The sequence below is a fragment of the Nocardioides asiaticus genome, assembly GCF_040049175.1.
Classification (GTDB): Bacteria; Actinomycetota; Actinomycetes; order Propionibacteriales; family Nocardioidaceae; genus Nocardioides; species Nocardioides cheoyonin.
Genome location: NZ_JBDZDM010000001.1, coordinates 280846 through 306456, shown reverse-complemented (window position 1 = coordinate 306456; position 25611 = coordinate 280846). Strand labels below are relative to the sequence as shown.

Below are 25611 nucleotides of genomic sequence, written 5' to 3'. Positions count from 1 at the left end.
GTGAAGCTCTTCGCCACCCTCACCTCCCGCCTCGTCGTCACCGCCGTCGCGCTGGTCCTCCTCGTCTGCGTGCTCATCGGGACCATCACGGCGGTCGCGATGCACCGGTCGCTCATGGCGCGGCTCGACAGCGACGTGCACGACCTCGCGCAGACCGGCCCGCCCGGACGTCTCGACACCCGCAACCTCCCGCCCAAGTCGCTCCTCGTCTTCCTGTACGCCGACGGCACCGTCCGTGGCGGCGTCATCGGCGCCGAGCCCGGCCAGGTCGACAACGTCTCCGACAGCGGGATGCAGGCGGTCGCCGACGTACGCCCCGACGCGCGGGCTCACACGCTCGACGTCGCCGGGTACGGCGACTACCGCGTGATCTCGGAGGTCGCCCACGTCGAGCAGACGGGGGAGACCGTCACCGTCGTACGCGGCCTGCCGACCAGCGACGTCGAGGCCACCATCCACAACCTCGTGTGGTGGGAGGCGGCACTGACGTTCCTGGGCGTCCTCGCCGCCGCGGGCGCCGGGACGTACGTCGTACGCCGGCAGCTGCGGCCGCTGCGCGAGGTGGCGGCGACCGCGCACACGGTGGCCGCCCTGCCGATGGCCTCGGGCGAGGTCGAGGTCAGCGAGCGGGTGCCCGAGCGGCTCACCGACGCGGGCACCGAGGTAGGCCAGGTGGGCGCTGCCCTGAACACGCTCCTCGACCACGTCGAGACCTCGCTGGCCGAGCGCCACCGCAGCGAGCAGCAGGTGAGGCAGTTCGTGGCCGATGCCTCCCATGAGTTGCGTACGCCGCTGACGACCATCCGGGGATACACGGAGCTGGCGCAGCAGCGTCCTGCGGCGGTCGCGACCGCACTGGCGAAGGTCGAGGAGGAGTCGGGCCGGATGACGGCGATGGTCGAGGACCTGCTGCTGCTGGCGCGCCTCGACCAGGGCCGCCCGCTCGAGCGGAAGCCGGTGGACCTCACGCGGCTGCTGCTGGAGGCGGTCGACGATGCGCGGGTCGTGGCGCCCGACCACCAGTGGCACCTCGCCCTGCCCGCCGGCGCGGACCCCGAGGAGGACGCCGCGGTCGTCGTCGACGGCGACGAGCAGCGGCTCCACCAGGTCATCACGAACCTGCTCACCAACGCGCGCGTCTACACGCCCCCGGGGACCACCGTCACTGTGACGCTGCGCCCGGACGGCTTCACCGTCCACGACGACGGGCCAGGCTTCCCGCCCGAGCTCGTACCCCACGCCTTCGAGCGCTTCACCCGCGGTGACGCCGCCCGCAACCGCACCGGCGGCGCCGGTCTCGGGCTCTCACTGGTCCACGCCATCGTCACCTCCCACGGCGGCAGCGTCACCCTCTCCAGCCGCCCGGGTGACACCACGATCGGCGTACGCCTCCCGCGGGGTTGAATCGGGAGTTCTGACCCCTCGAGTCCGGAGTTGTGTACGTCGGCGGGGCGCAAACCCCGACTCAACGGGGCGAAACGCCCGACTCAACGGGGCGAAACGCCCGACTCAACGGGGCGAAACGCCCGACTCAACCTCGGTGCGGCCCGGGAGGTCGAGCATGCGCTGGAGCGCGACGCGGGCGTGGTGCTGGGTGTCGGGGTCGACAGTGATGCGGTTGACGACGACGCCGTCGACGAGCGACTCGAGCGCCCAGACGAGGTGAGGGAGGTCGATGCGGTTCATCGTGGAGCAGTAGCAGACGGTGCGGTCGAGGAAGACGATCCGCTTGTCGGGGTGCTTCGCGGCGAGCCGCTTGACCAGGTTGAGCTCGGTGCCGACCGCCCAGGCGGAGCCCGGCGGTGCCTCCTCGATGGTCCTGATGATGAACTCGGTCGAGCCGATGAGGTCGGCCTTCAGGACGACCTCGTGACGGCACTCCGGGTGCACCAGGACGCGTACGCCGGGAATCTCGGCGCGCAGGTCGTCGATCGTGTCGGGGGAGAACCGGCCGTGCACCGAGCAGTGCCCCTGCCAGAGGATCATCGTCGCGCCGCGCAGCTGCTCGGCGGTGAGGCCGCCGCCGGGCAGGCGTGGGTTCCAGACCACGCAGTCGTCGAGGGAGAGCCCGAGCTTGAGCACGGCGGTGTTGCGGCCGAGGTGCTGGTCGGGGAGGAAGAGCACCTTGGTGCCCTGCTCGAAGGCCCACTCGAGCACCGCCTGCGCGTTGGAGGAGGTGCAGACGACACCGCCGTTGCGGCCGCAGAAGGCCTTGATGTCGGCAGAGGAGTTCATGTAGGTGACCGGGACGACCTGATCCTGGATCCCCGCCGCGGCCAGCGCCTCCCAGGCCGCCTCGACCTGCTGCAGCCGGGCCATGTCGGCCATCGAGCAGCCGGCGGCGAGGTCGGGCAGGACCACCTGCTGCCGGTCGCTGGTCAGGATGTCGGCCGACTCGGCCATGAAGTGGACGCCGCAGAAGACGACGTAGTCGGCCTCCGGCCGGGCCGCCGCGTCGCGCGCGAGCTTGAACGAGTCGCCGGTGACGTCGGCGAACTCGATGACCTCGTCGCGCTGGTAGTGGTGGCCCAGCACGAAGAGCCTGTCGCCGAGCTTCTCCTTCGCCGCCCGCGCCCGTGCGACCAGGTCGGGGTCGGAGGCCGGAGGCAGGTCGCCCGGGCACTCGACGCCGCGCTCGGAGTCGAGGTCGGTGCCACGGCCCAGCGGGAGGAGGGGCAGGTCGACAGTCGTCATGGCGCTGAATCCTAGGTGCCGGAGGCCGGAGCCTTTCACAGGAGTGCGCCGTTGTGAACGTACGGCGCCGGCGGGGCCATTCCGCGGACGCCGAGATACCCCTCGGTGTGCAGCGCGAGCCCGGCGGCGAGCCCGACGTCGACCGCCCACTGGTTGGCGGCCGTGACGTGGCGGACCTGCGGCTCGTCGCCGCCACGGGCGAGGCACTCCCACAGCAGGCGTACGGCGGCGTCCTCGTCGATCGCCGCGACGATCGCGGGACCGCGCCGCTCGGCGTACGCATAGCCCCGGCCGCGTACGTCGACGACCAGCTCGCCCATGGACGCGAGCGCCCCGTGGTCCGGGCCGTGGCCAGCCCCGCGCAGCTCGCGGTCGAGCGAGTCGAGCAGCTCGACGTCGTCGGGCGTCCCGTCGCGCAGCCCGTCGACCGCCGGGATCGCCGATCGGTCGAGCCCGCCGGTCAGCGACATCATCGGGTGCAGGTCGAACCCCGCGAGGCGGTACCTCCTCGCGGCCCTCGCGTCCCCCGACGCCGACAGCATCCACCGGTCGCAGCCCTCGCCGTAGGCGAGCGCGGTGTCCAGCAGCCGCTTGCCGGTGCCGCGCCCCTGGAACCCCGGCCGGACGGCGTACGTCGCCAGGCACCACAGCGTCGACTCGCGCACGAAGCTGGTCGCGAAGCCGAGCAGGCCGCCCTCGTCAACGGCCACCCAGCAGCCGCCCGGGTCGGTCTCGAGGAAGCTCGCCGTCCGGGCGATCCAGCCCGTGCGCCGCGACTCGGGCCGGTGCTCGGGCGGCGCCCACGACGGCGGGAAGGTCTGCAGGTCGAGCTCGTAGAACGCCTCGTCGCTGAGGCGTTCGGCGGCTGCGAGGTCGTCGTGCTGCATCGGGCGGATCTCCACGCTCCACACCCTAGAGAGCCAGTAGGTTGACCGGCATGCGGGTTCTCGTCGCGCCTGACAAGTTCGCCGGCACCCTCACTGCTCCCGAGGCCGCCGAGGCGATCGGCGCGGGCTGGCGCCGCAGGGCGCCGGGCGACGAGGTCGACCTGGTCCCGATGGCCGACGGCGGCCCGGGATTCGTCGACGTCCTGCACGCCTCGCTGGGCGGGCGGGTCGTGCCGGTCACCGTGAGCGGGCCGTACGGCGACGCCGTCGACGCGAGGCTGCTCGTCGACGGCGACACCTGCTACGTCGAGTCGGCGCAGGCGTGCGGCCTCCACCTCACCCGCGGTCGTGACCCCGAGCGCACCACGACCTACGGCGTCGGCGGGCTCCTCCTCGCCGCCCGCGACGCCGGCGCGCGCCGGGTCGTCGTCGGCCTCGGCGGCAGCGGCACGAACGACGGGGGAGCGGGCCTGCTGGCCGCGCTCGGGGCCACCGGCGACCGGCCGCTGGACGCCGGCGTCGCCGGTCTCGAGGGCATCACCCGCGTCGACCTGCCGACGTACGACGGGGTCGAGCTGGTCGCCGCCAGCGACGTCGACAACCCGCTGACCGGGCTGTTCGGCGCGACCAAGGTCTTCGGTGGGCAGAAGGGCATCCGCGAGGAGGAGATGCCGCGCTGGGACGCGGCGCTGGAGGCGTTCGCGGCGGCCACCGACAGGTTCACCGCCGCGGGCGAGGGTGCCGGCGCCGCCGGGGGCCTCGGGTTCGCGCTCCTGCTCCTCGGGGCGACGAGGCGCCCGGGCGTCGAGGTGGTGACGGAGGCGGTCGGCCTCCCGGAGCGGGCGGCCAAGGCCGACCTGGTGGTCACCGGGGAGGGCTCGTTCGACCCGCAGAGCAGCGGCGGCAAGGCTCCCGCCGGAGTCGCGCGGGTCGCCGGCGAGGCGCTCCGGCCGTGCATCGTGCTCGCCGGCCGGGTCGCGGTGGGCGTCCGGGAGATGCGGGCGCTGGGGGTCGAGGCGGCGTACTCCCTCCTCGACGCCGTCGGCGAGGAGCGTGCCTTCGCCGAGCCGGCGGCCGCGCTCGCCGAGCTGGCCGAGCGGGTCGCGCGCACCTGGTCGCGCTGATCCGGCTCCACTCGCGCGAGCTCTGCCGGGAATAACCACCGGTGTGCGAGGATTGGCGCTAGAGACAGACCTCCGCACCCCATGCACAGGGAGCCCACCGACATGACTGAGCAGACAGCGTCCACTCTCCAGGGCGAGCGCCGCGCCGACAGCATCAACCTGAGCCCGGTCGCGGCCGCCAAGGTGAAGAGCCTCCTGGATCAAGAGGGCCGCGACGACCTCAACCTGCGCATCTCGGTGCAGCCGGGTGGCTGCTCCGGCCTGCGCTACCAGCTCTTCTTCGACGAGCGCAGCCTGGACGGTGACGTGATCACCGAGTTCGACGGCGTCAACGTCGTGGTCGACCGGATGAGCGTCCCCTACCTCAACGGTGCGCTGATCGACTTCGTGGACACGATCGAGAAGCAGGGCTTCACGATCGACAACCCGAACGCCACCGGCTCCTGCGCCTGCGGCGACTCGTTCCACTGAGATCGTGACGAAGACAGCCCCCGCCGGGATTCCCCGGCGGGGGCTTCGCCTTCCGGTGGGAGGGGAGGGTCGGAAGGCCTCGTCCCAGGCTGGGCCCTGGGCGCGTTCAGTCCTGGGCCAGCGACAGCGTGTGCGCCAGCCGGTGGGCGGCGGCCAGCAGGTCGATGTCGCGCTTCGGCAGGCCCTGGGGGTAGTCCTCGAAACGGATGCTCGGAGCAGGTCGCCGCACCGAGCGGGCCGCCCGGTCCAGCGCCAGGGCGCGGTCGGCGGCCCGGCAGTCGGCGCACAGCTCATGGGGCGTCGCCGGGTCGTCGTACGCCATCTTGGTGAAATCGCTCGTGCCGCGCGGAGTCGACGCGGTGATCTCGGTCATACTGCGACGCTACGCACTACCGATGGGTAGAAGAAGCAGGACCGCCCGGTAACTTGACCGCCCCCGCCGGTAGGGTTCACGGCATGTCCGGATCCCTCCTGATCGCCGGTTCGATCGCCACCGACCATCTGATGACCTTCGGTGGCAAGTTCGCCGACTCCCTCGTCGTCGACCAGCTCGACAAGCTCTCGGTGAGCTTCCTCGTCGACGACCTCGAGATCCGGCGCGGCGGCGTCGCGGCCAACATGAGCTTCGGGCTCGGCAAGCTCGGCCTCCGGCCCGTGCTCGTCGGGGCGGTGGGCGAGGACTTCGCCGACTACCGCTCCTGGCTCGAGCGGCACGGCGTCGACTGCAGTCACGTCCACGTCTCCGAGACCCGCCACACCGCGCGCTTCGTCTGCACCACCGACCAGACGATGGCGCAGTTCGCCAGCTTCTACCCCGGGGCGATGAGCGAGGCCCGGCAGATCGAGCTCGCGCCGATCGTGAAGGAGGTCGGCAAGCCGGCGTACGTCCTCGTCGGCGCCGACGACCCCGACGGGATGCTGCGCCACACGGAGGAGTGCCGCCAGCGCGGCTACCCGTTCATCGCCGACCCGAGCCAGCAGCTCGCCTTCAGCGGCGGCGAGCTGATCCGCGACCTCATCGACGGGGCGGCGCTGCTGTTCTCGAACGAGTACGAGTCGCACATGATCGAGCAGAAGACCGGCTGGTCCGCCGACGAGATCCTCGAGCGGGTCGGGATCCAGGTCACCACGCTCGGCAAGGACGGCGTCCGGATCACCCGCAAGGGCGAGGACCCGATCGTCCTCCACGCCGCCAAGAACGTCACCGCGATCGAGCCGACCGGCGTCGGCGACGCCTTCCGGGCCGGCTTCCTGGCAGCGCTCGCGTGGGAGCTCACGCTCGAGCGGGCGGCGCAGGTCGGCTGCGTCCTGGCGGCGTACGTCGTCGAGACCGTCGGCACGCAGGAGTACTCCTTCACCCCCGAGCAGTTCGTCGGTCGGGTCCGGGAGTCCTACGGCGACGCCGCGGCCGACGAGATCGCCCCGCACCTGCGCGGCTGACGGCTACTCGAGCCTCCGCACCAGGTAGCGCGGCACGCCGTCGGCGGCCGCGTCCTCGCCGACGTACTCCTGCCCGCGCATGCGGCACCACGCCGGGACGTCGTGACGTGCGGCGGGGTCATCGGCCACGACCGCCAGGACCTGCCCGACCCCGACGTCGCGGAGATGCCTGCCGAGCTCGATGATCGGCTGCGGGCACGGCCGCGCGCGGCAGTCCAGCTCGAGGGCGGCGACGCTCATGCGATCCCGACCTGGGCCCGGATCCGGGCGACGACGGCCGGCAGCGCGTCGAGGAGCGCCTCGACCTGTGCCCGCGTGGTGTCGCGGGTGAGCGAGAGCCGGGCGTTGCCGTGCGTCAGCGCCCCCATCGCCGTGAGGACGCGGGACGGCTCACGCGTGTCGCTCGCGCACGCAGAGCCGCTGGCGAGCCCGAACCCGAGTCGGTCCAGCTCGGTCACCAGCGCCTCGCCGTCGACGTACAGGAACGAGAAGGTCACGAGGTGTGGCAGCCGATCGTCCGGGTCGCCGACCACGTCGACGTCGGGGATCGCGGCCACCCGGGCGCGGACCAGGTCGATGAGCTCGCGCTGACGCCTGCCGACCTCGTCGCGCTCGGCCACGACGGCACGGAGCGCCGCGGCCGCCGCCAGGGCGCCGGGGACGTCGGTGAAGCCGTGCTCGGTGCGGGCCACGGGGTCGTCGGTGGGGTAGGGGCGGGCCCACCACGCCCGGCGGCGGACGACCAGCACGCCGACTCCCGTCGGTCCGCCCCACTTGTGGGCCGAGCCGGCCAGCGCGCTCCAGCCGTCCGGCAGCGGCAGCCTGCCCATGGACGCGCAGGCGTCGACGAAGAGGGGTACGCCGCCGAGCCGCTCGGCCACCTGCTCCACCGGCTGGACCGTGCCGACCTCGTGGTTGGCGTGCTGGACCGCGACCACCCCGGTCGCCTCCGGCGCACCCGTCGCGGCCGCCTCAGCGACCGTCTCCGGGTCGACCCGGCCGAGCCGGTCGACCGGCACCGTCCGCACCACCCGCCCGTGCCAGCCGGCGGCGTCGGTGACGGCCTGGTGCTCGACGGCGCTCACGACCGCCGGTGCGGTCTCGGTCCGGACCAGGCCGAGCAGGCCGAGCTGGACGGCCTCCGTGCCCGAGGAGGTGAAGACGACCTCGTCGCGGGCCACCGCGAGCGATTCAGCGACCACCTCCCGCGCGTTGTCGATCAGCAGCCGCGCGTTGCGGCCGGGTCCGTGGAGGCGTCGCGGGTCGGCGTACCCCTGGTCGACGGCGGCGAGCAGGACGTCGCGGGCGGCCGGGTGCAGGGGCTCGGAGGAGGCCGCGTCGAGGTAGGCGTACCCGTCGCCAGCGCCGATTCCCACACGCCAAGGCTAGAGGCCGACCCTCCCTCTCGCCTCGCTGACGATTCCGATAGTCTGCGAGCATCCCGTGATTGCTTGAGAGAGAGGCTCGTAGTGGGTCTGCACGTGCCAGGACTGCACTCACCAGCAGCCAAGCGGTTGCGTCCGGCGGGCAGCGGTGTACGCCGCGGTGCCCTGCTGGCCACGCTGGCGGCCGGCTCCGTCCTGCTGGCCGGGTGCTCCGGGGAGGCCGAGCGGCTCGGCATGCCCGACCCGAAGTCGGAAGAGGGCGAGCACATCCTGCACCTGTGGCAGGGTGCCTGGATCGCCGCGCTGATCACCGGCGTGATCGTCTGGGGCCTGATCTTCTGGGTCATCTGGCGCTACCGCCGCCGGAGCGAGGCCGACGTCCCCGTCCAGACGCGCTACAACCTGCCGCTGGAGATCTTCTACACGATCGCCCCCGTCCTGATGGTGATCGTGTTCTTCTCCCACACCGTCAAGGCGCAGAACGCCGTCCTCGACGACGACATCACGCCCGACAACGTCATCGAGGTCACCGGCCAGCAGTGGCAGTGGACGTTCAACTACGGCCTCGGCAGCCTGGACAACAGCGCCGACGACGACCTCACGGACGACACCTACCCCTACAGCAACTACGCGTTCGACAGCGGCACCGGCTCCCACATCCCGGTCCTGGTGCTGCCGGCGGGCAAGACGACCCGGTTCAACCTGCACTCCGCCGACGTCATCCACGACTTCGGCATCCCCGACTTCGACATGAAGATGGACGTCGTCCCCGGTCGGGTGAACCACTACGCCATCACGACCAAGTCGCCGACCGCTGTGTTCGACAGCTCGCAGCCCGACCTGCTGAAGCCCGCCTCGTCGAGCCAGCCGGCCACCTTCCGCGGTGCGTGCTACGAGCTGTGCGGCCTCTACCACGGTCGGATGATCTTCAGGGTCGCCATCCTGAGCGCCTCCGACTACCAGTCCTACGTCCAGGCCCTGTCCGACAAGGGCTTCGAGACCGGCGGCGCGCCGTACACCGGCGGCGGCAAGTCCACGCTCCCGGCCGACCTCAACGCTGAAGGAAGCGAGGCAGAGTAAGTGACCGCCACTGCAGCGAGCCCCACGACGTCAACGGGCGGCCGCAAGCCCTTGGGCCAGCAGGTCTACCGCCTCCTGACCACGACCGATCACAAGCTGATCGGGAAGATGTACCTCACGACCTCGTTCGCGTGGTTCCTCATCGGCGGGATCATGGCGCTGCTGATCCGCTCGGAGCTCGCCTTCCCGGGCCAGCAGATCGTCAACGACGAGCTCTACAACCAGCTGTTCACGATGCACGGCACCATCATGCTGCTGCTGTTCGCGACGCCGCTGTTCTTCGGCTTCGGCAACGTGGTCATGCCGCTCCAGATCGGCGCCCCCGACGTCGCGTTCCCGCGACTCAACATGTTCAGCTACTGGCTGTTCCTGTTCGGCGGCATCATCGCCGCCTCGGGCTTCTTCACGCCGAACGGAGCGGCCGACTTCGGCTGGTTCGCCTACACGCCGCTCTCGACGGCGCAGTACTCCCCGGGCGTCGGCGGTGACCTGTGGATCATGGGTCTCTACATGGCCGGTCTCGGCACGATCCTCGGCGCCGTCAACTTCATCACGACGATCATCTGCATGCGCGCGCCCGGCATGACGATGTTCCGGATGCCGATCTTCGTCTGGAACACGCTGATCACGTCGCTGCTGGTCCTGATCGCGTTCCCGGTGCTCGCCGGCGCGCTGCTGATGCTCGAGTCCGACCGCCAGTTCGGCTCCCACGTCTTCGACGCCGCCCACGGCGGCCCGATCCTGTGGCAGCACCTGTTCTGGTTCTTCGGCCACCCCGAGGTCTACATCATCGCGCTGCCGTTCTTCGGCATCATCTCGGAGATCCTGCCGGTCTTCTCCCGCAAGCCGATCTTCGGGTACGTCGGCCTGGTCGGCGCGACCCTCGGCATCGCGATCCTCTCGGTGGCCGTGTGGGCGCACCACATGTTCGTCACCGGTGCCGTCGACCTGCCGTTCTTCTCCGGCATGACGTTCCTCATCGCGGTGCCGACGGGCGTGAAGTTCTTCAACTGGATCGGCACGATGTGGGGCGGGTCGGTCAGCTTCGACACACCGATGCTGTGGTCGATCGGCTTCCTGACGACGTTCCTCTTCGGTGGCCTGACCGGCATCATCCTGGCCAGTCCGCCCCTGGACTTCCACGTCTCCGACTCCTACTTCGTGGTCGCGCACTTCCACTACGTGGTCTTCGGAACCGTCGTGTTCGCGATGTTCGCCGGCTTCTACTACTGGTGGCCGAAGATGACCGGCCGAATGCTCGACGAGCGCCTCGGCAAGGTGCACTTCTGGCTGCTGTTCATCGGCTTCCACACGACGTTCCTGGTGCAGCACTGGCTGGGCGTCGAGGGCATGCAGCGCCGTATCGCCGACTACCTGCCCTCCGACGGCTTCACGACCCTCAACCAGGTCTCGACCGTCGGCGCGTTCATGCTGAGCCTGTCGATGCTGCCGTTCTTCTACAACGTCTACATCTCCCGCAAGGCGCCGCAGGTCACCGTCGACGACCCGTGGGGCTGGGGCCGCTCCCTCGAGTGGGCGACCTCGAACCCGCCGCCGCGCCACAACTTCCACAACCTGCCCCGGATCCGCTCCGAGTCCCCGGCCTTCGATCTCCACCACCCGGAGATCGCGGCGCTCGAGTTGGGCCCGGAGGCCGAGATCGCCGGTGTCGGCCGCTCCTCCGACGGCAAGGAAGGCTGAGCACGATGAAGTCCGAAGCCTGGATGTTCGCAGCCTGCACCGTGTTCCTGGTGCTGGTCACCCCGGCGTACTGGTTCGTCACCGCGGCCAGTGAGCACGGTGGCGACTGGACCGGCACCTCCGCACTGGTCATGTGCACGCTCCTGACGCTGATGATCACGCTCTACCTCGGGTTCCACGCCAACCGGATGGACCCGCGGCCCGAGGACCGCAAGGACGGCGAGATCGCCGACGGCGCGGGGGAGCTCGGCTTCTTCCCGCCGTTCTCGTGGTGGCCGCTGTGGACGGCGCTCACGATGGCCGTCAGCGTCTTCGCCGTCGCGATGGCCGCCTGGTGGCTGCTCATCATCGCCGCCGTGGTCGGCTTCATCGCCCTGGCCGGCTGGAACTTCGAGTACTACCGGGGCCAGTTCAAGCACTGAGACACGCCCTGTGACGAACCCCGCGCACCGAGGCAACCGATGCGCGGGGTTCGTCGTCTGACTGGTGTCACCAGTTACCCTTGGGTGCGGCCGGCCGACGGGGGGCGGCCCACCTTCGATAGACGCACTTGGAGTCCACGCATGTCCCTGGTCCGCCGCTCACGTCGTACCGCGCCTGCTCAGGCACGTCGGTCCGGACCCCTGATCGCTGTCGCTCTCGTCTCCGCCGTGCTGCTCGCGCTGAGCGGCTGCGGCGCGAGCTCGTCGAGCGACGACCAGGGCAGCGCCCCGGTCGGCTCCGCCGACGACGCGCAGGGGGCCGGCGAGACGACGGCTCCGCCCAAGCCGGCCGTCACCGTGACGTCCAACATCGCACGCGGCGCGCACGGCGTCGCCGTCGACAAGGTCGTCAAGGTCTCGGCCAAGAACGGCACCGTCGAGGACGTCGCCGTCACCACCGGCAAGGGTGCCCGGGTCGCAGGCACGGTCTCCGCGGACCGTACGACGTGGACCGCCACGCAGCTGCTCGAGCCGGGGACGGCCTACACAGTCAGGGCGACGGGCGTCGACGCCGACGGGAAGGCGCTCACGACGAAGTCGCGGTTCTGGACCAAGGACCTCACCCTCGACGAGCAGACCTACCCCTCCGTCGCGCCGCTCAACGGCGAGACCGTCGGGATCGGAATGCCGGTCATCGTCACCTTCGACGTGCCGGTGACCGACAAGGCCAACTTCGAGAAGCACATGCACGTCGACTCCAAGCCCGCCCAGCAGGGCAGCTGGTACTGGGTGAGCGACAAGGAGGCGCACTGGCGCCCCAAGACCTACTGGAAGGCCGGCACCGACGTCTCCGTGCACGTCGACGTCAACAGCGTCGCGGCCGGTGGCGGCATCTTCGGCCAGGAGGACCGCGACGTCAGCTTCCACGTCGGCGACGCCCACATCTACAAGGTCAACACCCGGACCGACGAGATGAAGGTCTTCTCCAACGGCAAGCTGCTGCGCACCATCCCGGTGACCACCGGCAAGCCCGGCTTCACCACCCGCAGCGGCGTCAAGGTGATCATCGAGAAGTTCGCGAAGCACACGATGAACTCCGAGACCATCGGCATCGGCAAGAACAACCCGGAGTACTACGACATGAAGGACGTCCAGTGGGCGATGCGCATGACGTACTCCGGCGAGTTCCTCCACGCCGCCCCGTGGTCCGTCTATGCCCAGGGTCATGAGAACGTCTCCCACGGGTGCACGGGCATGAGCACCGCCGACGCGTACTGGCTCTATCAGATGACCCGGCGCGGCGACGTCGTCGAGACCGTCGGCACCGACCGCCCGATGGAGTTCGGCAACGGCTACGGCGACTGGAACATGTCCTTCGCCAACTACAAGAAGGGCTCCGCCCTGGCCTGACGGGGCTGGCCGGCGATCAGGGGGCCAGCAGCTCTCGGACGCGCGGGACGACCTTGGTGCCGTAGAGCTCGATCGACCGCATGAGCTGCTCGTGGGGCATCGTGCCGTTGGAGTACTTCAGGTCGAAGCGCTGGGCGCCCAGCGTGCGGACGGTGCGGGCGATCCTCTGGGCGACCGTCTCGGGCGTGCCGACGTAGAGCGACCCGTGGTCGGCCTCGCGGCGGAACTCCGCCTCCGAGGTGGGCGGCCAGCCGCGCTCGGCGCCGATCCGGTCGCGGTTGGCCTTGAAGTGCGGGTAGAGGAGCCGGCGGGCCTCGTCCTCGTCGTCCCAGACGAAGCCGGGGGAGTGGACCCCGACCGGCAGGTGCTCTGTGCCCGCGCCGAAGTCGTCGGGGTGGAGCTGGTCGAGGGCACGGTGGTAGAGGTCGACGTACGGCGCGAACCGGGCCGAGTCGCCGCCGATGATGGCGAGCATGAGCGGGAACCGCAGCCGGGCGGCGCGCACGACGGACTCGGGCGAGCCGCCGACGCCGACCCAGGCGGGGAAGCCGGGGCGTCCGTCCTTCGGCGCGCTCTTGGGGAAGACCTCCGCGTCGAGGGGCCCGCGGACCGTGCCGCTCCAGGTGACGTGGCCCTCGCTGCGGAGCGCGGCGTACAGCTCGAGCTTCTCCTCGAAGAGGACCTCGTAGTCGGCGAGGTCGAAGCCGAAGAGCGGGAAGCTCTCGGTGAACGACCCCCGGCCGAGGGTGACCTCGGCGCGGCCGTGCGAGAGCGCGTCCAGGGTCGCGAAGCGCTCGTAGACGCGCACCGGGTCGTCGGAGGAGAGCACCGTGACGGCGGTGCCGAGGGTGATCTGCTCGGTGCGGCCGGCGAGCGTGCCGAGGACGACCTCGGGCGCGCTGACCGCGAAGTCCCGGCGGTGGTGCTCGCCGACGCTGAACGCGTCGATCCCGACCTGGTCGGCGAGGACGCCCTCCTCGACGACGTTGCGCAGCACCTCCCAGTGGGGGAGCGGCGCACCGCTCTCGTCGACGGTCACGTCACCGAAGGTGTCGAGCCCGAACCGCACCGTGCTTGCGTCTGTCATCGCGTACTCCTCGTTGTTGATCGCTCAACATCATCGCCCGCGGCGGCATTCCGACGTACGACGAGGGCCCCGGGGCGGTCTGCCCCGGGGCCCTCGGCCGTCGCTCAGCGTGCCGTCGGCCGGCTCAGTGGTCGCCGCGGAGCGGCTCGTCGTCGGTCAGGTGGTGACCGTCGAACTGGTGGCCGTCGGCGGAGTGCCCCTCGAGCGCGGCGACCGCGTGCGCCTCGTGCTCGGCGTGGTGGTGCGCCTCCTCGAGCTCCTCCGTGGTCGGCTTCTGCACCTCGTCGTCGTAGTAGAGCGTGCGGAGGCGGCCGCGGAGCGTTGGCTTGCCGTCCGGCCGCAGCTCGTCGTCGTCACCGGCGCGGCCGCGATCGCGGACGGTCATGGCGTACGCGCGAGCCGGGTCGAGCGGAAGGTGGCGCTCGGAGTACTCACCCTCGGGGGACCGCATGATGATGCCGGTCTCGTAGCCGTGGAGCAGCGTCTCGTTGTCGTGGCGCTGCAGCGAGATGCACCAGCGTCGGGTGATGTAGAACGCCACCACCGGCGCGACGAACACCAGCGCCCGCAGGGCGTAGCTGATGTTGTTGATCGAGCTGTGCAGCTTGATGGCGATCAGGTCGTTGCCGCCGGCGAGCCAGAACATGGAGTACAGCGTCATCAGCGCGACCATCGTGGCCGTCCGGGTCGGGGCGTTGCGCGGCCGCTGGAGCAGGTGGTGCTCGCGCTTGTCACCGGTGATCCACGACTCCAGGAAGGGCAGCAGCAGGAGCACGGTGAACAGCAGGCCGGGCAGCACGATGACCGGAAGGAAGATGTTCCACGACCAGGTGGAGCCCCAGAAGTGCGACTCCCAGCCCGGCATGATGCGCAGGGCCCCGTCGGGCCAGCCCATGTACCAGTCCGGCTGGGATCCGGCGGTCACCTTGGTCGGGTCGTACGGCCCGAACTTCCACACCGGGTTGATCGACAGGACGCCGCCCATGATCGCGGTGACGCCGAAGACGGTGAAGAAGAAGCCCGTCATCTTCGAGATGTAGTTCGGCAGCATCGGGTAGCCGACGACGTTGGTCTCCGCGCGGCCGGGGCCGGCCCACTGGGTGTGCTTGTGGTAGACGAGCAGCAGCATGTGGGCGGCGATGAGGCCCAGCAGCAGGCCCGGGATCAGCAGCACGTGGATGACGTAGAGGCGCGGGATGATCGAGTCGCCCGGGAACTCGCCTCCGAAGAGGAAGAACGAGATGTAGGTGCCGACGATCGGGATCGACTTCATGAAGCCGTCCGCCGCGCGGATGCCGGTGCCGGAGAGCAGGTCGTCGGGGAGCGAGTAGCCGGTGAAGCCCTCGAGCGTGCCGAGCAGGAGCAGCAGCGAGCCGATGACCCAGTTGAGCTCACGCGGCTTGCGGTGGGCGCCTGTGAAGAACACGCGCAGCAGGTGGACCATCATGCCGGCGATGAAGATCATCGCCGCCCAGTGGTGCATCTGCCGCATGAGCAGGCCGCCGCGGACCTCGAACGAGATGTGCAGGGTCGAAGCGTACGCGTCGGACATCTCGATGCCGCGCAGCGGGGCGTACGACCCCTGGTAGGTCGTCTCGCCCATCGACGGCTGGAACCACAGCGTCAGGAAGACGCCGGACAGCAGCAGGACGACGAAGCTCCACAGCGCGATCTCGCCGAGCATGAAGGACCAGTGGTCCGGGAAGATCTTGCGGAGGTTCTTCTTGCCCATCGCGGCGAGGCCGAGGCGCTCGTCGGACCAGGTCGCGAGGGCGCCGAGCCTGGAGGGCCGGCTCGCGGTGGCGGCGGTGGTGCCGTTGCTCGAGGCAACCTTGGAGGTGTCGACGCTCACAGGTCCGTCTCCTTGTAGCCGTACTGCTCAGCGGCCTGGCCGTTCTCGTCCTGCCAGTCCTCGAAGATGTCGCGGACGGAGTGCGTGTTGCGCTCCCAGTAGCTGGGGCCCACAGGCTCAGGGTAGTCCGACAGCGCGACGAGGAAACCCTCGTCGTCGATGCCTAGCGGGAGCTGGGGGAGATGCCGGCCCGCGGGGCCGAAGATCACCTTGCCGGAGTCGGCGAGGTCGAAGGTCGACTGGTGGCAGGGGCAGAGCAGGTGGTGGGTGGTGCGCTCGTTGAGCGAGATCGGGCACCCGACGTGGGTGCAGATCTTGGAGTAGGCGACGATCCCGTCGACCGACCAGTTGCGGGTCTCGGGGCTGACGATGTCGTCGGGGTTCATCCGGAGCAGGACGGTCGCCGCCTTCGACTTCGCGATCTGGAGCGGAGCGCCCTCGAGCACCTCGGACTCCTCCAGCGAGACGCCCTTCTCCTTGCCGAAGATGATCTCCGGCTCGGCGTTGACCAGGTCGCCGATCTCCAGGTCGCCCGGGCGGATCGGCGTACCGACGACGTCACGGACGACCCGCATGCCGGACTTCCACACGGTGTGCTCGAGCCCGGCGCCGGCGTACGGCTGCGACTCGGTGACGTCATGGTTGGTGGGGCCGAGGTCCTTGAGGAACACGACGGCGGGTACGCCGAGGAGCCCCACGGCGCCGATGAGGCTGTTGCGGATCAGCGGGCGGCGACCGATGCCGGACTCGTCGAGGCTGGCCTGCAGTGCGGCGACGGTCGTGGCCTGGTCCTCCTTGCTGGAGGAGGCCGAGTGGCGCAGCTCGACGAGCTCCTCGTCGGCCATCAGCTTGCGGGCGTACTGGATGATCCCGGTGCCGATGAAGAGCAGCGCACCGCCGACGGTGAGGCCGAGGGTGAGGTTGGAGGCACCCCAGCCGAGCCAGACCTGGCCGTCGGTGCCGGTCTTGAGCGTGACGTAGGAGACGACGAACAGGATCGTGCAGATCGCCGACAGGGTGAACAGCGTCGCGACCTGGCGCTCGGCGCGCCTCTCCGCCTTGGGGTCGACGTCGGTGGGACGCCAGTGGTGCTCCTCCAGGCCGGGGTCAGGCAGCAGCTCGTCGGCGTATGCCTGGATCTCGTGGGAGCCGTCGTGAGGCTCGGTCACTGCGCCGTTCCCTTCTTCTTCGTCGAGCGGGTGGTGTGCGCGGCGATCCAGACGGCGAAGCCGACCAGGACGCCGATGCCGACTACCCAGGCGAACAGGCCCTCGGACACCGGACCTAGACCGCCGAGGCTGAAGCCGCCGTAGCCGGGCTGCTCACGCATGGACTCGATGTAGGCGATGACCGCCTTCTTCTCCTGCGGGCTGATGTTGCCGTTGGAGAAGGTGTCCATCGACTGCGGGCCGGTGAGCATGGCCTCGTAGATGTGCTTCGGGTCGGTGTCGAGCAGGCGGGGCGCGTAGCCACCGCGCGGCATCGCGCCGCCCGCACCGGTGAAGTTGTGGCACGCGGTGCAGTTGGTGAGGAAGATCTGGCCACCGAGGGTGACGGCCTCCTGCTTGGCCTTGTCGCTCTCGTAGGTGCTCGGGTCGTAGTCGTTCTTGCTCGGGATCGCCGGGCCGGCGCCGAGGCTGGCGACGTACGCCGCGAGCTCGTCGATCTCGTCCTGGCTGAAGCTGGGGTCCTTGGCCTGGACCTGGGCGCCCGGCTGGGCCATCGGCATGCGGCCGGTGCCGACCTGGAAGTCGACGGCGGCCGCGCCCACGCCGATGAGCGAGGGGCCGAGCAGCTTGCCGTCCTGGGTCTTGAGGCCCTCGCCGTTCTGGCCGTGGCACGTCGAGCAGGACACCAGGAAGAGGGCCCGGCCCTTCGCCGCCTTGTCGGCCTCGGTCTGGTCGGACTGGGCCGACGACGCGGGGGAGAGGAGGGCGTACAGGCCGCCGGTGAGTGCCAGCGCGAGGAGCAGCAGCACGAGTCCGGCGAAGGGGCGGCGACGGTGCCGCGAGAGACGACCGACGGAGCGGTTCAGGAAACGCACATTCAGTCCTTGTTCTTCGACGGTCGGGTAATCACTTGATCAGGTAGATGGTGGCGAAGAGCCCGATCCAGACCACGTCCACGAAGTGCCAGTAGTAGGACACGACGATCGCGCTGACGGCCTGCTCATGGGTGAACCTCTTGGCGACGAACGTGCGGCCCAGCACGAAGAGGAAGGCGACCAGGCCGCCGGTGACGTGGAGCCCGTGGAAGCCGGTGGTGAGGTAGAAGACCGTGCCGTACGGGTCGTTCGGGCCCAGGGCGCCGGAGTTGAGCTTGATGCCCTCCTGGATCAGCGAGGCGTACTCCGTCGCCTGTCCGGCGATGAAGATCGCGCCCATGATGTAGGTGAGGATGAACCACTCGCGCAGGCCCCACTTGGCCACGTTGAAGACCGTGCCCTTGCGGCCCACCTGGCCTCGCTCGGCGGCGAAGACGCCGAGCTGGCAGGTCAGCGACGACAGCACCAGGACCGTGGTGTTGACGGACGCGAACGGGACGTTGAGGTGGGTCGGGTCCTCGGCCCACACACCCGGGCTCACCGCGCGGATCGTGTAGTAGGCAGCGAAGAGGGCCGCGAAGAACATCAGCTCGCTCGAGAGCCAGATGATGGTCCCCACGCTCACCATGCTCGGACGGTCGTGATGACCGTGCAGCCGGGATGCAGGAATCGTCGAAACTGTCGCCACGGGCGCCATTATGTCGTGACCCTTCGGTGACGGCACCCCGACCCCCTGGTGGGCGGGGAGAACCGGTCGGGAACATGGGCGGACACGTCATGAGACACCGCCGGCGGCGCATCCGTGACAGCCTGCCCGGGTGAGGTGGAGGGGCGGTAGCATCGCCGCGTGACCGCCTCCACCTCACGTCCGGACCAGCCGCTCAAGGTGCTCGTCTACAGCGACGACGTCGACGTGCGCAAGCAGGTCATCCTCGCGCTCGGCCGTAGGCCGCACCCGGACCTGCCCGAGGTGGAGTACGTCGAGGTGGCGACCGAGCCGGTCGTGATCGAGAACATGGATGCCGGCCACATCGACCTCGCGATCCTCGACGGCGAGGCCGTCCCCGCCGGCGGGATGGGGATCGCGAAGCAGCTCAAGGACGAGCTGCGGCACTGCCCGCCGATCGTCGTGCTCACGGGCCGTCCCCAGGACGCCTGGCTGGCGACCTGGTCGCGCGCGGAGGCCTCCGTCCCGCACCCGATCGACCCGGTGGAGCTCGCGCGGACCGTCGTCGGTCTGCTGCGGCCCGCTCCGGCGCACCTGTGACCAGCTGGCCGGAGGTTCTCGGCGCACTCGTCGACCGACAGGACCTGAGCGCCGACCAGGCTGCCTGGGCGATGGGGGAGATCCTCTCCGGCGATGCCACGCCGGCCCAGATCGCCGGCTTCGCGGTGGCGCTGCGGGCCAAGGGCGAGACCGTCGAGGAGCTGTCCGGCGTGTCGGCCGGCATGCTCGAGAAGGCCAACCCGATCTCCGTCCCCGGCCGGCTGCTCGACATCGTCGGCACCGGGGGAGACCGGTCCTTCTCGGTCAACATCTCCTCGATGTCGGCGATCGTCGCCGCCGGCGCCGGGGCGCTCGTCGTCAAGCACGGCAACCGCTCGGCGTCGTCCAAGTCAGGCTCCGCCGACGTCCTCGAGGCGCTCGGGATCCGGCTCGACCTGCCGACCGAGCGCATCGCCGAGGTCGCGCTCCGGGCCGGCATCACGTTCTGCTTCTCCGCAGCGTTCCACCCGGCGATGCGGTACGCCGCGGTCCCGCGCCGCGAGCTCGGCATCGCCACCGTCTTCAACCTGCTCGGGCCGCTGACCAACCCCGCCCGGCCGCAGGCCTGTGCCATCGGCTGCGCCGACGTGCGGATGGCTCCGACCATGGCCGGCGTGTTCGCCGGCCGCGGCACCGACGCCTGGGTCTTCCGCGGCGACGACGGGCTCGACGAGCTCACCACCACGACCACCTCGCAGGTGTGGCGCGTCCGCGGCAGCGCGGTGACCACCCACACCGTCGACCCGCGCGACTTCGGGATCTCCCTCTCGACGGCCGACGACCTGCGCGGCGGCGATCCGGCGTACAACGCCGACGTCGTACGCCGCCTGCTCGCCGGCGAGAAGGGCCCGGTGCGCGACGCGGTCGTGCTCAATGCCGGCGCGGCGCTCGCGGTCTACGAGACCGATGCCGGCGACGACCTACGCGACGAGCTGTCGGCCGGGATGGCCAGGGCCGCCGAGGCGATCGACTCCGGCGCCGCCCAAGGGGTCCTCGACCGCTGGGTCGCCGCGACCGCAGGCTGATCCTCGGGATCAGAGGTCGAGACGAACTCCCGGCTGTTGCGCTTCACGTCGTCGGATCCGCACCGGGGCGATGTCGCAACAGCCGACGAGATCGAGCCAGCCCAAGACGTCAGTCGAGGCCGAGGGAGAACGCGGACTCGAGATCGTGCCTGGAGTAGGTCCGGAACGCGATGTGGGTCTCGGTCGAGGTGACGCCGGGGACCTTGTTGACCCTGTCGGCGATCACCGCGGCGACGTCGTCGTGGCTGCGGACCCGCACGATGGTGATGAGGTCGATCTGGCCGGTCACGGAGTAGACCTCGCTCACGCCGTCGATACCGGCGATCGTCTCGGCCACCTCGGGGATGCGTGCGACGTCGGCCTTCACGAAGACGATGGCTGTGATCACGGGGTCACGTTAGCGGGTCGGCTGGTGCACGGTGGTCAGCGTGCGCCGCTCGTCGAACGGCACGAGGGTCTTGCGGGACTCCTCGACGGCGTCGTGGAGCGCGAGGTGCCGGCTCGCGCCGCGGATCGGGCAGGCCCACTCGCCATCGACGTCGACGAGGCGGATGCCGGGCGACTCCAGCCAGCGCAGCACGATCTCGGTCTCCTCGGCGCTCGCCGCGGGGATCGGCCCAGGCGCCTCCGGGACCGTCTCCGCCGAAGCGCGGAGCGACGCGACGTAGGCATGGGCGTCGGCTCCGGGCGGGATGACACCGGCGGCGGCCAGCCGCCCGCGGCGGATCACGTGGACAGCCCAGCGGCCGTCGTCCTCGCGTCGGGCCGCGACCACCTCCGGGCAGCGGGTGAGCGCCGAGAGTCGCTGGGTGCGGGCCGCGGCACGGACGAAGGCGGCGAGGCGATCGCGGTGGACGCCGGCCTCCTCGAACCGCTCCTCCTCCGCGAGCGCGAGCATCCGCCGGTTGATCGACTCGACCACCTCGTCGGGCCGGTGGAGCAGCGTGTCGCGCAGCTGCCGCACCAGTGCGGAGTACGTCGCCTCGTCGACGCTGCCGTCGCACGGGCTCAGGCAGCGGCCCATCTCGGCGAGGACGCACGGCGTCTTGCGGGGATGACGACCGAGCCGGTCCGAGCACTGCCGGACCGGGAAGGTGTCGTGGAGCGCCTGGAGCGCCTTCTCGGCGACCTTCTTGGAGCTGAACGGTCCGAGGTAGTCCGCGTCGTCGTCCAGCACCCGCTTGACCATCGAGAGCCGGGGCCAGGGCTCGCGGGTGAGCTTCACGAAGTGGACCCGCTCGGGAAACCGGGAGCGGCGGTTGTAGCGCGGCTTGTGCTCCGCGATCAGCCGCAGCTCGCGGACCGCCGCCTCGAGCGCCGTCGCGCACTCGATCCCGTCGACGGTCGCCGCCAGGCCGACCATCTCGCCCATCCGGGAGCGGGTCTCCGAGGCGGTGAAGTAGGAGCGCACCCGGGTGCGGAGGTCCTTCGAGGTGCCGACGTAGAGCACCCGCGACCGGTCGTCGCGGAAGAGGTAGACCCCCGGCGCGTGGGGGAGGGTCTCGGCCAGGTGGCGCTTCTTGCGCTGGGCAGCGCTGACGCGGGACGAGAAGGTCTGCAGCTCCTCGAGCGTGTGGACGCCGAGGTTGCCGAGCCGCTCCATCAGGCCGTGAAGCACGTCGACCGTGGCACGCGCGTCGGCGAGGGCGCGGTGGTTGGGCGTCGTGGCGGAGCCGAACGCGACCGCGAGCGACCCGAGCTTGCAGTTGGGCGCGTCGTCGCGCGTGATGACGCGTCGGGCGAGCTTCGCGGTGTCGACCACCTCGAAGGCGGGCCACGGCCGCCCCTGCTTCGCGGCGAAGAACTTCAGGAAGCCGACGTCGAACGGCGCGTTGTGGGCGACCAGGACGCAGCCCCGGGCGAACTCCAGGAACGCGGGCAGCGCCGACTCGATCCCGGGCGCGTCGGCCACCATGGTGTTGCTGATCCCGGTCAGCACCGCGATGAACGGCGGAATCTCGGTGTGCGGGTTGACGAGGGTCTGGAACTCTCCGAGCACCTCGCCGCCGCGCACCTTCACGGCTCCGATCTCGGTGATCATCGAGCCGCCCTCGGCGGAGCCGCCGGTGGTCTCGAGGTCGACGACGCAGAAAGTGAGGTCGCGCAGCGGCCGGCCGAGCTCGTCGAAGCTGCGCTGGGCCTCCCACCGGCCGATCCGCCGGCCGAGGGCCTTCTTCCTCAGCTCCTGGCGGGCGGCTCGGACCAGTGCACTGCTCATGTCTGCGACGGTAGGGCCGGGCACCGACAGTTCCGCGTCGGAAACGCGGAGGAGCCCGCACATGGCCCGCCTATCCTTCACGGCATGAGCGAGCGCCAGCGAGCGACCATCGAGCTTGTCAGGCCGCCGCGTCCGTATTCTCTCTGTTCTTCCACGGAGGCGGCGGCGTGACAGACCCCGCCATCACCGACCTCCCGGATCCCGTCCGGGCCAAGGTGGTCGCGCTCGTGGCCGGGGTGCTGCCCGAGGTCGTGCGCCTGCCGGCGCCGTTGAAGCGGGTCGCGTCGTTCGCACCCGCAAGGCGCGCGAAGGCGGGCGGTACGGCGATCGTGGCGGCGCTCGCCGACGACGAGGAGGGAGAGCTCCGCGACCGGCTGGCCGCGCAGCTCACCGCCAGGATCCCGTACGCCGCCGGCGACCCGCCCGCTGACGCCGACCCGTCCGAGGTGGCCGCTCTCGCCTGGCTGGTGCGGCCGGAGGGCTGGGCAGGCCTCCTCACCGACGCGGTGACCCGGGTCGTCGCGGCGGCCGTGCCGGCGGCGGAGGAGGAGACCGAGCGGCTGCGCGGCCGGCTGGAGGCGGTGGAGCGGGAGCTGCGCGACGTCCGCGCCGACCGCAAGGCCCGCCTCGAGGAGCTGAAGGCAGAGAACGCCACGCTGCGGCGCAAGCTCGGTGAGGCGCGCGCGAGCGCGCGCGCGGCCGGCAGCGGCCAGGAGGAGGCGCTCGAGGAGGCACGCGCCGCCCGGGCGCGGGCGGAGGAGCTCGCCGCCGAGCGGGACCGGACGGTCCGGCAGCTGCGGCAGCAGCTCGAGCGGCTCGAGTCGGAGGTCGGCGCGCAGCGCCGCGCCGTACGTTCTGAGCGGGAGGACGCCAGCCTCCGGTCCCGGCTTCTGCTCGACACGCTGCTCGACGCGGCCAACGGGCTGCGTCGCGAGCTCGCGCTCCCACCCGTGACCGGGGCTCCCGGCGACCGGGTCGAGGCCGAGCTCACCGGCGGCCAGGCCTCCGACGCGGGGTCGGTGACGAGCGCTGCGCACCTGGAGCAGTACCTCGCCATGCCACGTGCCCGGCTCATCATCGACGGCTACAACGTCAGCAAGACGCTCTGGCCGAGCTCCGCGCTCGACGCCCAGCGGGTCCGGCTCCTGCAGGCCCTCGCGCCCCTGGCCGCGCGCACGGGGGCGGAGACGACGGTCGTGTTCGACGCGGCGGCGCTGCAGAAGCGGCCCGTCGTCGCAGCGCCTCGGGGCGTGAAGGTCGTGTTCAGCCCGGTCGGCGTCATCGCCGACGACGTCATCCGTGACCTCGTCGCCGCGGAGCCGCTCGGACGCGTCGTCCTGGTCGTCAGCGACGACCAGGAGGTCGTCCGCGACGTACGCCGCGACGGCGCCCGCTCGGTGCCCGTGACCGCGCTCGGTGGACTGTTGTCCTGACCGCTACAGGCGTCGCTCGCCCCACGCCTGCGCCGCCAGGGCGCCGATCGCGACCATGAGCGCCGTGTAGACCGCGAGGATCGGGGCGCCGTGGAGAAGGTGGAGGAACGCGTTGGCCCGCCACGCGAGCCCGTCGGAAAGGAATGGCGGCTCGAGGAAGCCGCCGAGAGAGAAGGCAGCCAGCTGGAGGCCGAGCACAGGGCCGAGGAGCATGCGTACGCACCGACCGGCGCGGATCGCCGAGACCGCGTAGAGCGGAGTAAGGCACAGCAACGTCTCGAGCGTCAACCGGTAGCCGTAGAAGTTGTAGCCCCCGCTGAAGCCGTTCATCAGTCCCTGGATGACGAGGTAGACCAGCCCACCCGCTGCCAGCAGCCGGGTCCAGTCCGGTGCCTGCCGCCAGTGGCGTACGACGGCGGGCAGGAGCAGCAGCAGGACCGGCGTCCACACGAGCAGGCCCCGGTCGGGCGCCACGAGCAGGCCGAGCTGGTTGACCAACTGATCGAGGTGGTTGCCACTGGCGGCCTTCTCCGCGTACTGGCTCGGCGGGGCGTAGCCGCCCGTGGGGCTGAGGTGGCCGTACATCAGCCACGACCACACCGAGGCGAGGCCGAGGAAGACGCCACTGACGAGGCCCATCTCGACGGCGATGCGTGGTCTCCGCCGCCACGCGGCGAGGCCGAGTCCCACGATCGCGACGATGACCGCGGCGTGCAGTCGGCCCCAGAGCGCAATTCCGCCGAAGACCCCGGCGAGCCACCAGCGCTCGCGGCGTACGGCCCACGCCAGTCCGGCGAGGCCGGGGAGGGTGACCGTGTGCGTGTACATGCCATCGGCGGCGATGCTCCACACGGGGGTCGTCAGCGCGACGGCCAGGACAGCGAGGAGGCGCCGACTCTCGCGGAGCAGGCCGTCGAGCGAGAGCCACAGGAAGAGCATCGCCAGTGCCGTCAGGAGCGACGCCATCAGCCCGCCCGGCAGGTAGGAGAACCACGCCGGATCGTTCGCGTGCCCATTCACCAGTCCGGCGATGAAGTACGCCGGCACGCCAGCCGCGATCACACCCGGCGAGCGGGACACCGTGGTCTGCCCGTCCGGACCCTGAGTGAGCCAGAGCCTGTCGACCTCCACATGTGGCAGGGCCTGGAGGTGCACGCCGTCCAGCCAGGGCGTGCCGGTCCCGGCCAGACGCCAAGAGGCGACCTCGGCCGAGAAGACATCGTTGATGACGTACCCGCGGGCCGCCGTAGCGGCGAAGACCCCGAACAGCGCGATCAGGAGCACGGCGCCGATGGTCCGCGTCGAGACACGTGCGCGAGCATGCGCCAGCGCCTGCGACACGCCGTCGGCCGGCACGGTCGCAGGTCGGCGTACGACGGCCATCGGCTCCCCCACGAGGAGCGATTCTGGTGGATACGGAGGAGCTCGACACGCCGAACGCCGAAACTCGCGAAGGAAACTGTCGGTGCCGCCTGCGAGCGTCGTGGGCATGACAACGAGAATCGACTGCGACACCTGCGCGGTCCGGGGGCTGGCGTGTCACGACTGCGTGGTGACCGTGCTGCTGGGGCCGCCGCCCGAGCTGACCTTCGACGACGAGGAGCGCCGCGCCCTCGACGTCCTCGCCGCCGGCGGGCTGGTGCCGCCGTTGCGACTCGTGCAGCCCGTCGACCCGCCGCGCGAGGAGGATCCAGGGTCCGACGACGGGCTCGCGTTCGGGTGAAACCGAGACAGATGCTGCCGCCAGGTGGGAGCCTGACCACGTTCTCCACAAAAATGCGGGGAGGGATTGGCAAGCCGCCCGTCGGCTCCGCTACTGTGCAGGGCACTTGGTGCCTGTGGAAGTGGACCAACCGGTCCGCGCGGGCACCGCGTCGAGTTTCGGTCCGCATCGGGGTGGATCGGGAGCCGGGGAACCATCCGGCGTCGTTCGCGGCGCCACCTGGGGTGTATCCCCCACGAGGGGACGCCTCCCGCAGGGGAGGGGTCACGGAGTGGGGGTAGGGCATGTCGTGCCCGAACCCGTCAGCTCACTCGGTAGACGTACGACAAGCAAGGGAGACCGCCCGCT

The 25611-nt window shown here is 70.8% G+C and carries 25 protein-coding genes and 1 riboswitch; of the genes, 12 read left to right on the top strand and 13 right to left on the bottom strand.

All coding sequences use genetic code 11. The features are described from left to right. Complete coding sequence (locus ABLE53_RS01470; RefSeq protein WP_348856768.1) at positions 1-1404, top strand: sensor histidine kinase; 1404 nt, start codon at positions 1-3, stop codon at positions 1402-1404. Positions 1405-1509: 105 nt separating this feature from the next. On the opposite strand, the gene nadA is transcribed toward ABLE53_RS01470, so the two are convergent. Further along, on the bottom strand, positions 1510-2694 hold the full coding sequence (gene nadA, locus ABLE53_RS01465) for a quinolinate synthase NadA (RefSeq protein WP_348856767.1): 1185 nt from the start codon (positions 2692-2694) through the stop codon (positions 1510-1512). A gap of 35 nt (positions 2695-2729) precedes the next feature. Further along, positions 2730-3596: a GNAT family N-acetyltransferase gene (locus ABLE53_RS01460; protein ID WP_348856766.1), complete on the bottom strand. Its 867-nt coding sequence runs from the start codon at positions 3594-3596 to the stop codon at positions 2730-2732. Between the two features lie 35 nt (positions 3597-3631). Here ABLE53_RS01460 and ABLE53_RS01455 point away from each other — a divergent pair, with 35 nt between their 5' ends. Together ABLE53_RS01455 and erpA are read left to right on the top strand one after the other, a co-directional pair. Continuing rightward, positions 3632-4705 carry a glycerate kinase family protein gene (locus tag ABLE53_RS01455; RefSeq protein WP_348856765.1) on the top strand — a complete coding sequence of 358 codons (1074 nt, stop codon included), beginning with the start codon at positions 3632-3634 and terminating at the stop codon, positions 4703-4705. A gap of 102 nt (positions 4706-4807) precedes the next feature. After that, the gene (gene erpA, locus ABLE53_RS01450) at positions 4808-5176 is read left to right on the top strand and encodes an iron-sulfur cluster insertion protein ErpA (RefSeq protein ID WP_348856763.1); all 369 of its coding nucleotides are present in this window, start codon (positions 4808-4810) and stop codon (positions 5174-5176) included. A 106-nt stretch (positions 5177-5282) separates the two neighbouring features. Here the strand turns inward: erpA and ABLE53_RS01445 are convergent, their stop codons facing one another. Continuing rightward, a complete protein-coding gene (locus tag ABLE53_RS01445) occupies positions 5283-5549 on the bottom strand; it encodes a hypothetical protein (RefSeq protein ID WP_348856762.1) in 267 nt (88 codons plus the stop codon). A gap of 83 nt (positions 5550-5632) precedes the next feature. Between ABLE53_RS01445 and ABLE53_RS01440 the strand changes: the two genes are divergently transcribed. After that, on the top strand, positions 5633-6616 hold the full coding sequence (locus ABLE53_RS01440) for a carbohydrate kinase family protein (protein ID WP_348856761.1): 984 nt from the start codon (positions 5633-5635) through the stop codon (positions 6614-6616). A gap of 3 nt (positions 6617-6619) precedes the next feature. Here ABLE53_RS01440 and ABLE53_RS01435 read toward each other — a convergent pair whose 3' ends face one another. Continuing rightward, a complete protein-coding gene (locus tag ABLE53_RS01435) occupies positions 6620-6856 on the bottom strand; it encodes a sulfurtransferase TusA family protein (RefSeq protein ID WP_348856759.1) in 237 nt (78 codons plus the stop codon). Next, positions 6853-7992, bottom strand: a complete 1140-nt coding sequence (locus ABLE53_RS01430; RefSeq protein WP_348856758.1) for a cysteine desulfurase family protein — start codon at positions 7990-7992, stop codon at positions 6853-6855. Before ABLE53_RS01430 ends, ABLE53_RS01435 begins: the two co-directional genes overlap by 4 nt. A gap of 105 nt (positions 7993-8097) precedes the next feature. On the opposite strand from ABLE53_RS01430, the gene ctaC reads away from it, so the two are divergent. From ctaC to ABLE53_RS01410, 4 genes are all read left to right on the top strand, one after another. After that, positions 8098-9081 (top strand): aa3-type cytochrome oxidase subunit II, encoded by a 984-nt coding sequence (gene ctaC, locus ABLE53_RS01425; RefSeq protein ID WP_348856756.1) that lies wholly within the window; start codon positions 8098-8100, stop codon positions 9079-9081. Further along, a complete protein-coding gene (ctaD, locus tag ABLE53_RS01420) occupies positions 9082-10782 on the top strand; it encodes an aa3-type cytochrome oxidase subunit I (protein WP_348856754.1) in 1701 nt (566 codons plus the stop codon). It begins immediately after the preceding gene. 5 nt (positions 10783-10787) lie between these two features. Continuing rightward, complete coding sequence (locus ABLE53_RS01415) at positions 10788-11204, top strand: cytochrome c oxidase subunit 4 (RefSeq protein WP_348856753.1); 417 nt, start codon at positions 10788-10790, stop codon at positions 11202-11204. A 141-nt stretch (positions 11205-11345) separates the two neighbouring features. Further along, positions 11346-12614, top strand: coding sequence for a L,D-transpeptidase (locus ABLE53_RS01410; protein ID WP_348856752.1), 1269 nt, complete (start codon positions 11346-11348; stop codon positions 12612-12614). 16 nt (positions 12615-12630) lie between these two features. On the opposite strand, the gene ABLE53_RS01405 is transcribed toward ABLE53_RS01410, so the two are convergent. The 5 genes from ABLE53_RS01405 to ctaE all read right to left on the bottom strand — a co-directional run bounded on the left by ABLE53_RS01405 (position 12631) and on the right by ctaE (position 18294). Continuing rightward, complete coding sequence (locus ABLE53_RS01405; protein WP_348856751.1) at positions 12631-13701, bottom strand: LLM class flavin-dependent oxidoreductase; 1071 nt, start codon at positions 13699-13701, stop codon at positions 12631-12633. Positions 13702-13825: 124 nt separating this feature from the next. Further along, the gene (gene qcrB, locus ABLE53_RS01400) at positions 13826-15553 is read right to left on the bottom strand and encodes a cytochrome bc1 complex cytochrome b subunit (RefSeq protein ID WP_348856750.1); all 1728 of its coding nucleotides are present in this window, start codon (positions 15551-15553) and stop codon (positions 13826-13828) included. Then, complete coding sequence (qcrA, locus tag ABLE53_RS01395) at positions 15550-16722, bottom strand: cytochrome bc1 complex Rieske iron-sulfur subunit (RefSeq protein ID WP_348856749.1); 1173 nt, start codon at positions 16720-16722, stop codon at positions 15550-15552. Before qcrA ends, qcrB begins: the two co-directional genes overlap by 4 nt. Next, on the bottom strand, positions 16719-17597 hold the full coding sequence (gene qcrC, locus ABLE53_RS01390; protein WP_348856748.1) for a cytochrome bc1 complex diheme cytochrome c subunit: 879 nt from the start codon (positions 17595-17597) through the stop codon (positions 16719-16721). Before qcrC ends, qcrA begins: the two co-directional genes overlap by 4 nt. 31 nt (positions 17598-17628) lie before the next feature. Continuing rightward, positions 17629-18294 (bottom strand): aa3-type cytochrome oxidase subunit III, encoded by a 666-nt coding sequence (gene ctaE / locus ABLE53_RS01385; RefSeq protein ID WP_348856747.1) that lies wholly within the window; start codon positions 18292-18294, stop codon positions 17629-17631. A gap of 150 nt (positions 18295-18444) precedes the next feature. Between ctaE and ABLE53_RS01380 the strand changes: the two genes are divergently transcribed. Together ABLE53_RS01380 and trpD are read left to right on the top strand one after the other, a co-directional pair. Next, positions 18445-18864 carry an Rv3143 family two-component system response regulator gene (locus ABLE53_RS01380; RefSeq protein ID WP_348856746.1) on the top strand — a complete coding sequence of 140 codons (420 nt, stop codon included), beginning with the start codon at positions 18445-18447 and terminating at the stop codon, positions 18862-18864. Next, positions 18861-19889: an anthranilate phosphoribosyltransferase gene (trpD, locus tag ABLE53_RS01375; RefSeq protein ID WP_348856744.1), complete on the top strand. Its 1029-nt coding sequence runs from the start codon at positions 18861-18863 to the stop codon at positions 19887-19889. The genes ABLE53_RS01380 and trpD overlap by 4 nt, the downstream gene beginning before the upstream one ends. 109 nt (positions 19890-19998) lie before the next feature. Here trpD and ABLE53_RS01370 read toward each other — a convergent pair whose 3' ends face one another. Together ABLE53_RS01370 and ABLE53_RS01365 are read right to left on the bottom strand one after the other, a co-directional pair. Beyond that, positions 19999-20277, bottom strand: a complete 279-nt coding sequence (locus ABLE53_RS01370) for an Lrp/AsnC family transcriptional regulator (protein WP_348856743.1) — start codon at positions 20275-20277, stop codon at positions 19999-20001. 9 nt (positions 20278-20286) lie between these two features. Then, complete coding sequence (locus ABLE53_RS01365; protein ID WP_348856742.1) at positions 20287-22107, bottom strand: DEDD exonuclease domain-containing protein; 1821 nt, start codon at positions 22105-22107, stop codon at positions 20287-20289. A gap of 167 nt (positions 22108-22274) precedes the next feature. Between ABLE53_RS01365 and ABLE53_RS01360 the strand changes: the two genes are divergently transcribed. Next, positions 22275-23540: an NYN domain-containing protein gene (locus tag ABLE53_RS01360; RefSeq protein WP_348856740.1), complete on the top strand. Its 1266-nt coding sequence runs from the start codon at positions 22275-22277 to the stop codon at positions 23538-23540. Between the two features lie 3 nt (positions 23541-23543). Here ABLE53_RS01360 and ABLE53_RS01355 read toward each other — a convergent pair whose 3' ends face one another. After that, positions 23544-24935, bottom strand: a complete 1392-nt coding sequence (locus ABLE53_RS01355) for a hypothetical protein (RefSeq protein ID WP_348856739.1) — start codon at positions 24933-24935, stop codon at positions 23544-23546. A 94-nt stretch (positions 24936-25029) separates the two neighbouring features. Here ABLE53_RS01355 and ABLE53_RS01350 point away from each other — a divergent pair, with 94 nt between their 5' ends. Then, the gene (locus tag ABLE53_RS01350; RefSeq protein WP_348856738.1) at positions 25030-25263 is read left to right on the top strand and encodes a hypothetical protein; all 234 of its coding nucleotides are present in this window, start codon (positions 25030-25032) and stop codon (positions 25261-25263) included. A gap of 156 nt (positions 25264-25419) precedes the next feature. Next, positions 25420-25600, top strand: a riboswitch (cyclic di-AMP (ydaO/yuaA leader). Positions 25601-25611 lie beyond the last annotated feature (11 nt).

What these genes read in the sequence shown, in the direction of transcription:
- ABLE53_RS01455 (WP_348856765.1), top strand. Translation starts at nt 3,632, where the DNA reads ATGCGGGTTCTCGTCGCGCCTGACAAGTTCGCCGGCACCCTCACTGCT.
- ABLE53_RS01435 (WP_348856759.1), bottom strand. Translation starts at nt 6,856, where the DNA reads ATGAGCGTCGCCGCCCTCGAGCTGGACTGCCGCGCGCGGCCGTGCCCG.
- ABLE53_RS01440 (WP_348856761.1), top strand. Translation starts at nt 5,633, where the DNA reads ATGTCCGGATCCCTCCTGATCGCCGGTTCGATCGCCACCGACCATCTG.
- ABLE53_RS01415 (WP_348856753.1), top strand. Translation starts at nt 10,788, where the DNA reads ATGAAGTCCGAAGCCTGGATGTTCGCAGCCTGCACCGTGTTCCTGGTG.
- erpA (WP_348856763.1), top strand. Translation starts at nt 4,808, where the DNA reads ATGACTGAGCAGACAGCGTCCACTCTCCAGGGCGAGCGCCGCGCCGAC.
- ABLE53_RS01365 (WP_348856742.1), bottom strand. Translation starts at nt 22,107, where the DNA reads ATGAGCAGTGCACTGGTCCGAGCCGCCCGCCAGGAGCTGAGGAAGAAG.
- ABLE53_RS01350 (WP_348856738.1), top strand. Translation starts at nt 25,030, where the DNA reads ATGACAACGAGAATCGACTGCGACACCTGCGCGGTCCGGGGGCTGGCG.
- ABLE53_RS01410 (WP_348856752.1), top strand. Translation starts at nt 11,346, where the DNA reads ATGTCCCTGGTCCGCCGCTCACGTCGTACCGCGCCTGCTCAGGCACGT.
- ABLE53_RS01405 (WP_348856751.1), bottom strand. Translation starts at nt 13,701, where the DNA reads ATGACAGACGCAAGCACGGTGCGGTTCGGGCTCGACACCTTCGGTGAC.
- nadA (WP_348856767.1), bottom strand. Translation starts at nt 2,694, where the DNA reads ATGACGACTGTCGACCTGCCCCTCCTCCCGCTGGGCCGTGGCACCGAC.
- ABLE53_RS01445 (WP_348856762.1), bottom strand. Translation starts at nt 5,549, where the DNA reads ATGACCGAGATCACCGCGTCGACTCCGCGCGGCACGAGCGATTTCACC.
- ctaE (WP_348856747.1), bottom strand. Translation starts at nt 18,294, where the DNA reads ATGGCGCCCGTGGCGACAGTTTCGACGATTCCTGCATCCCGGCTGCAC.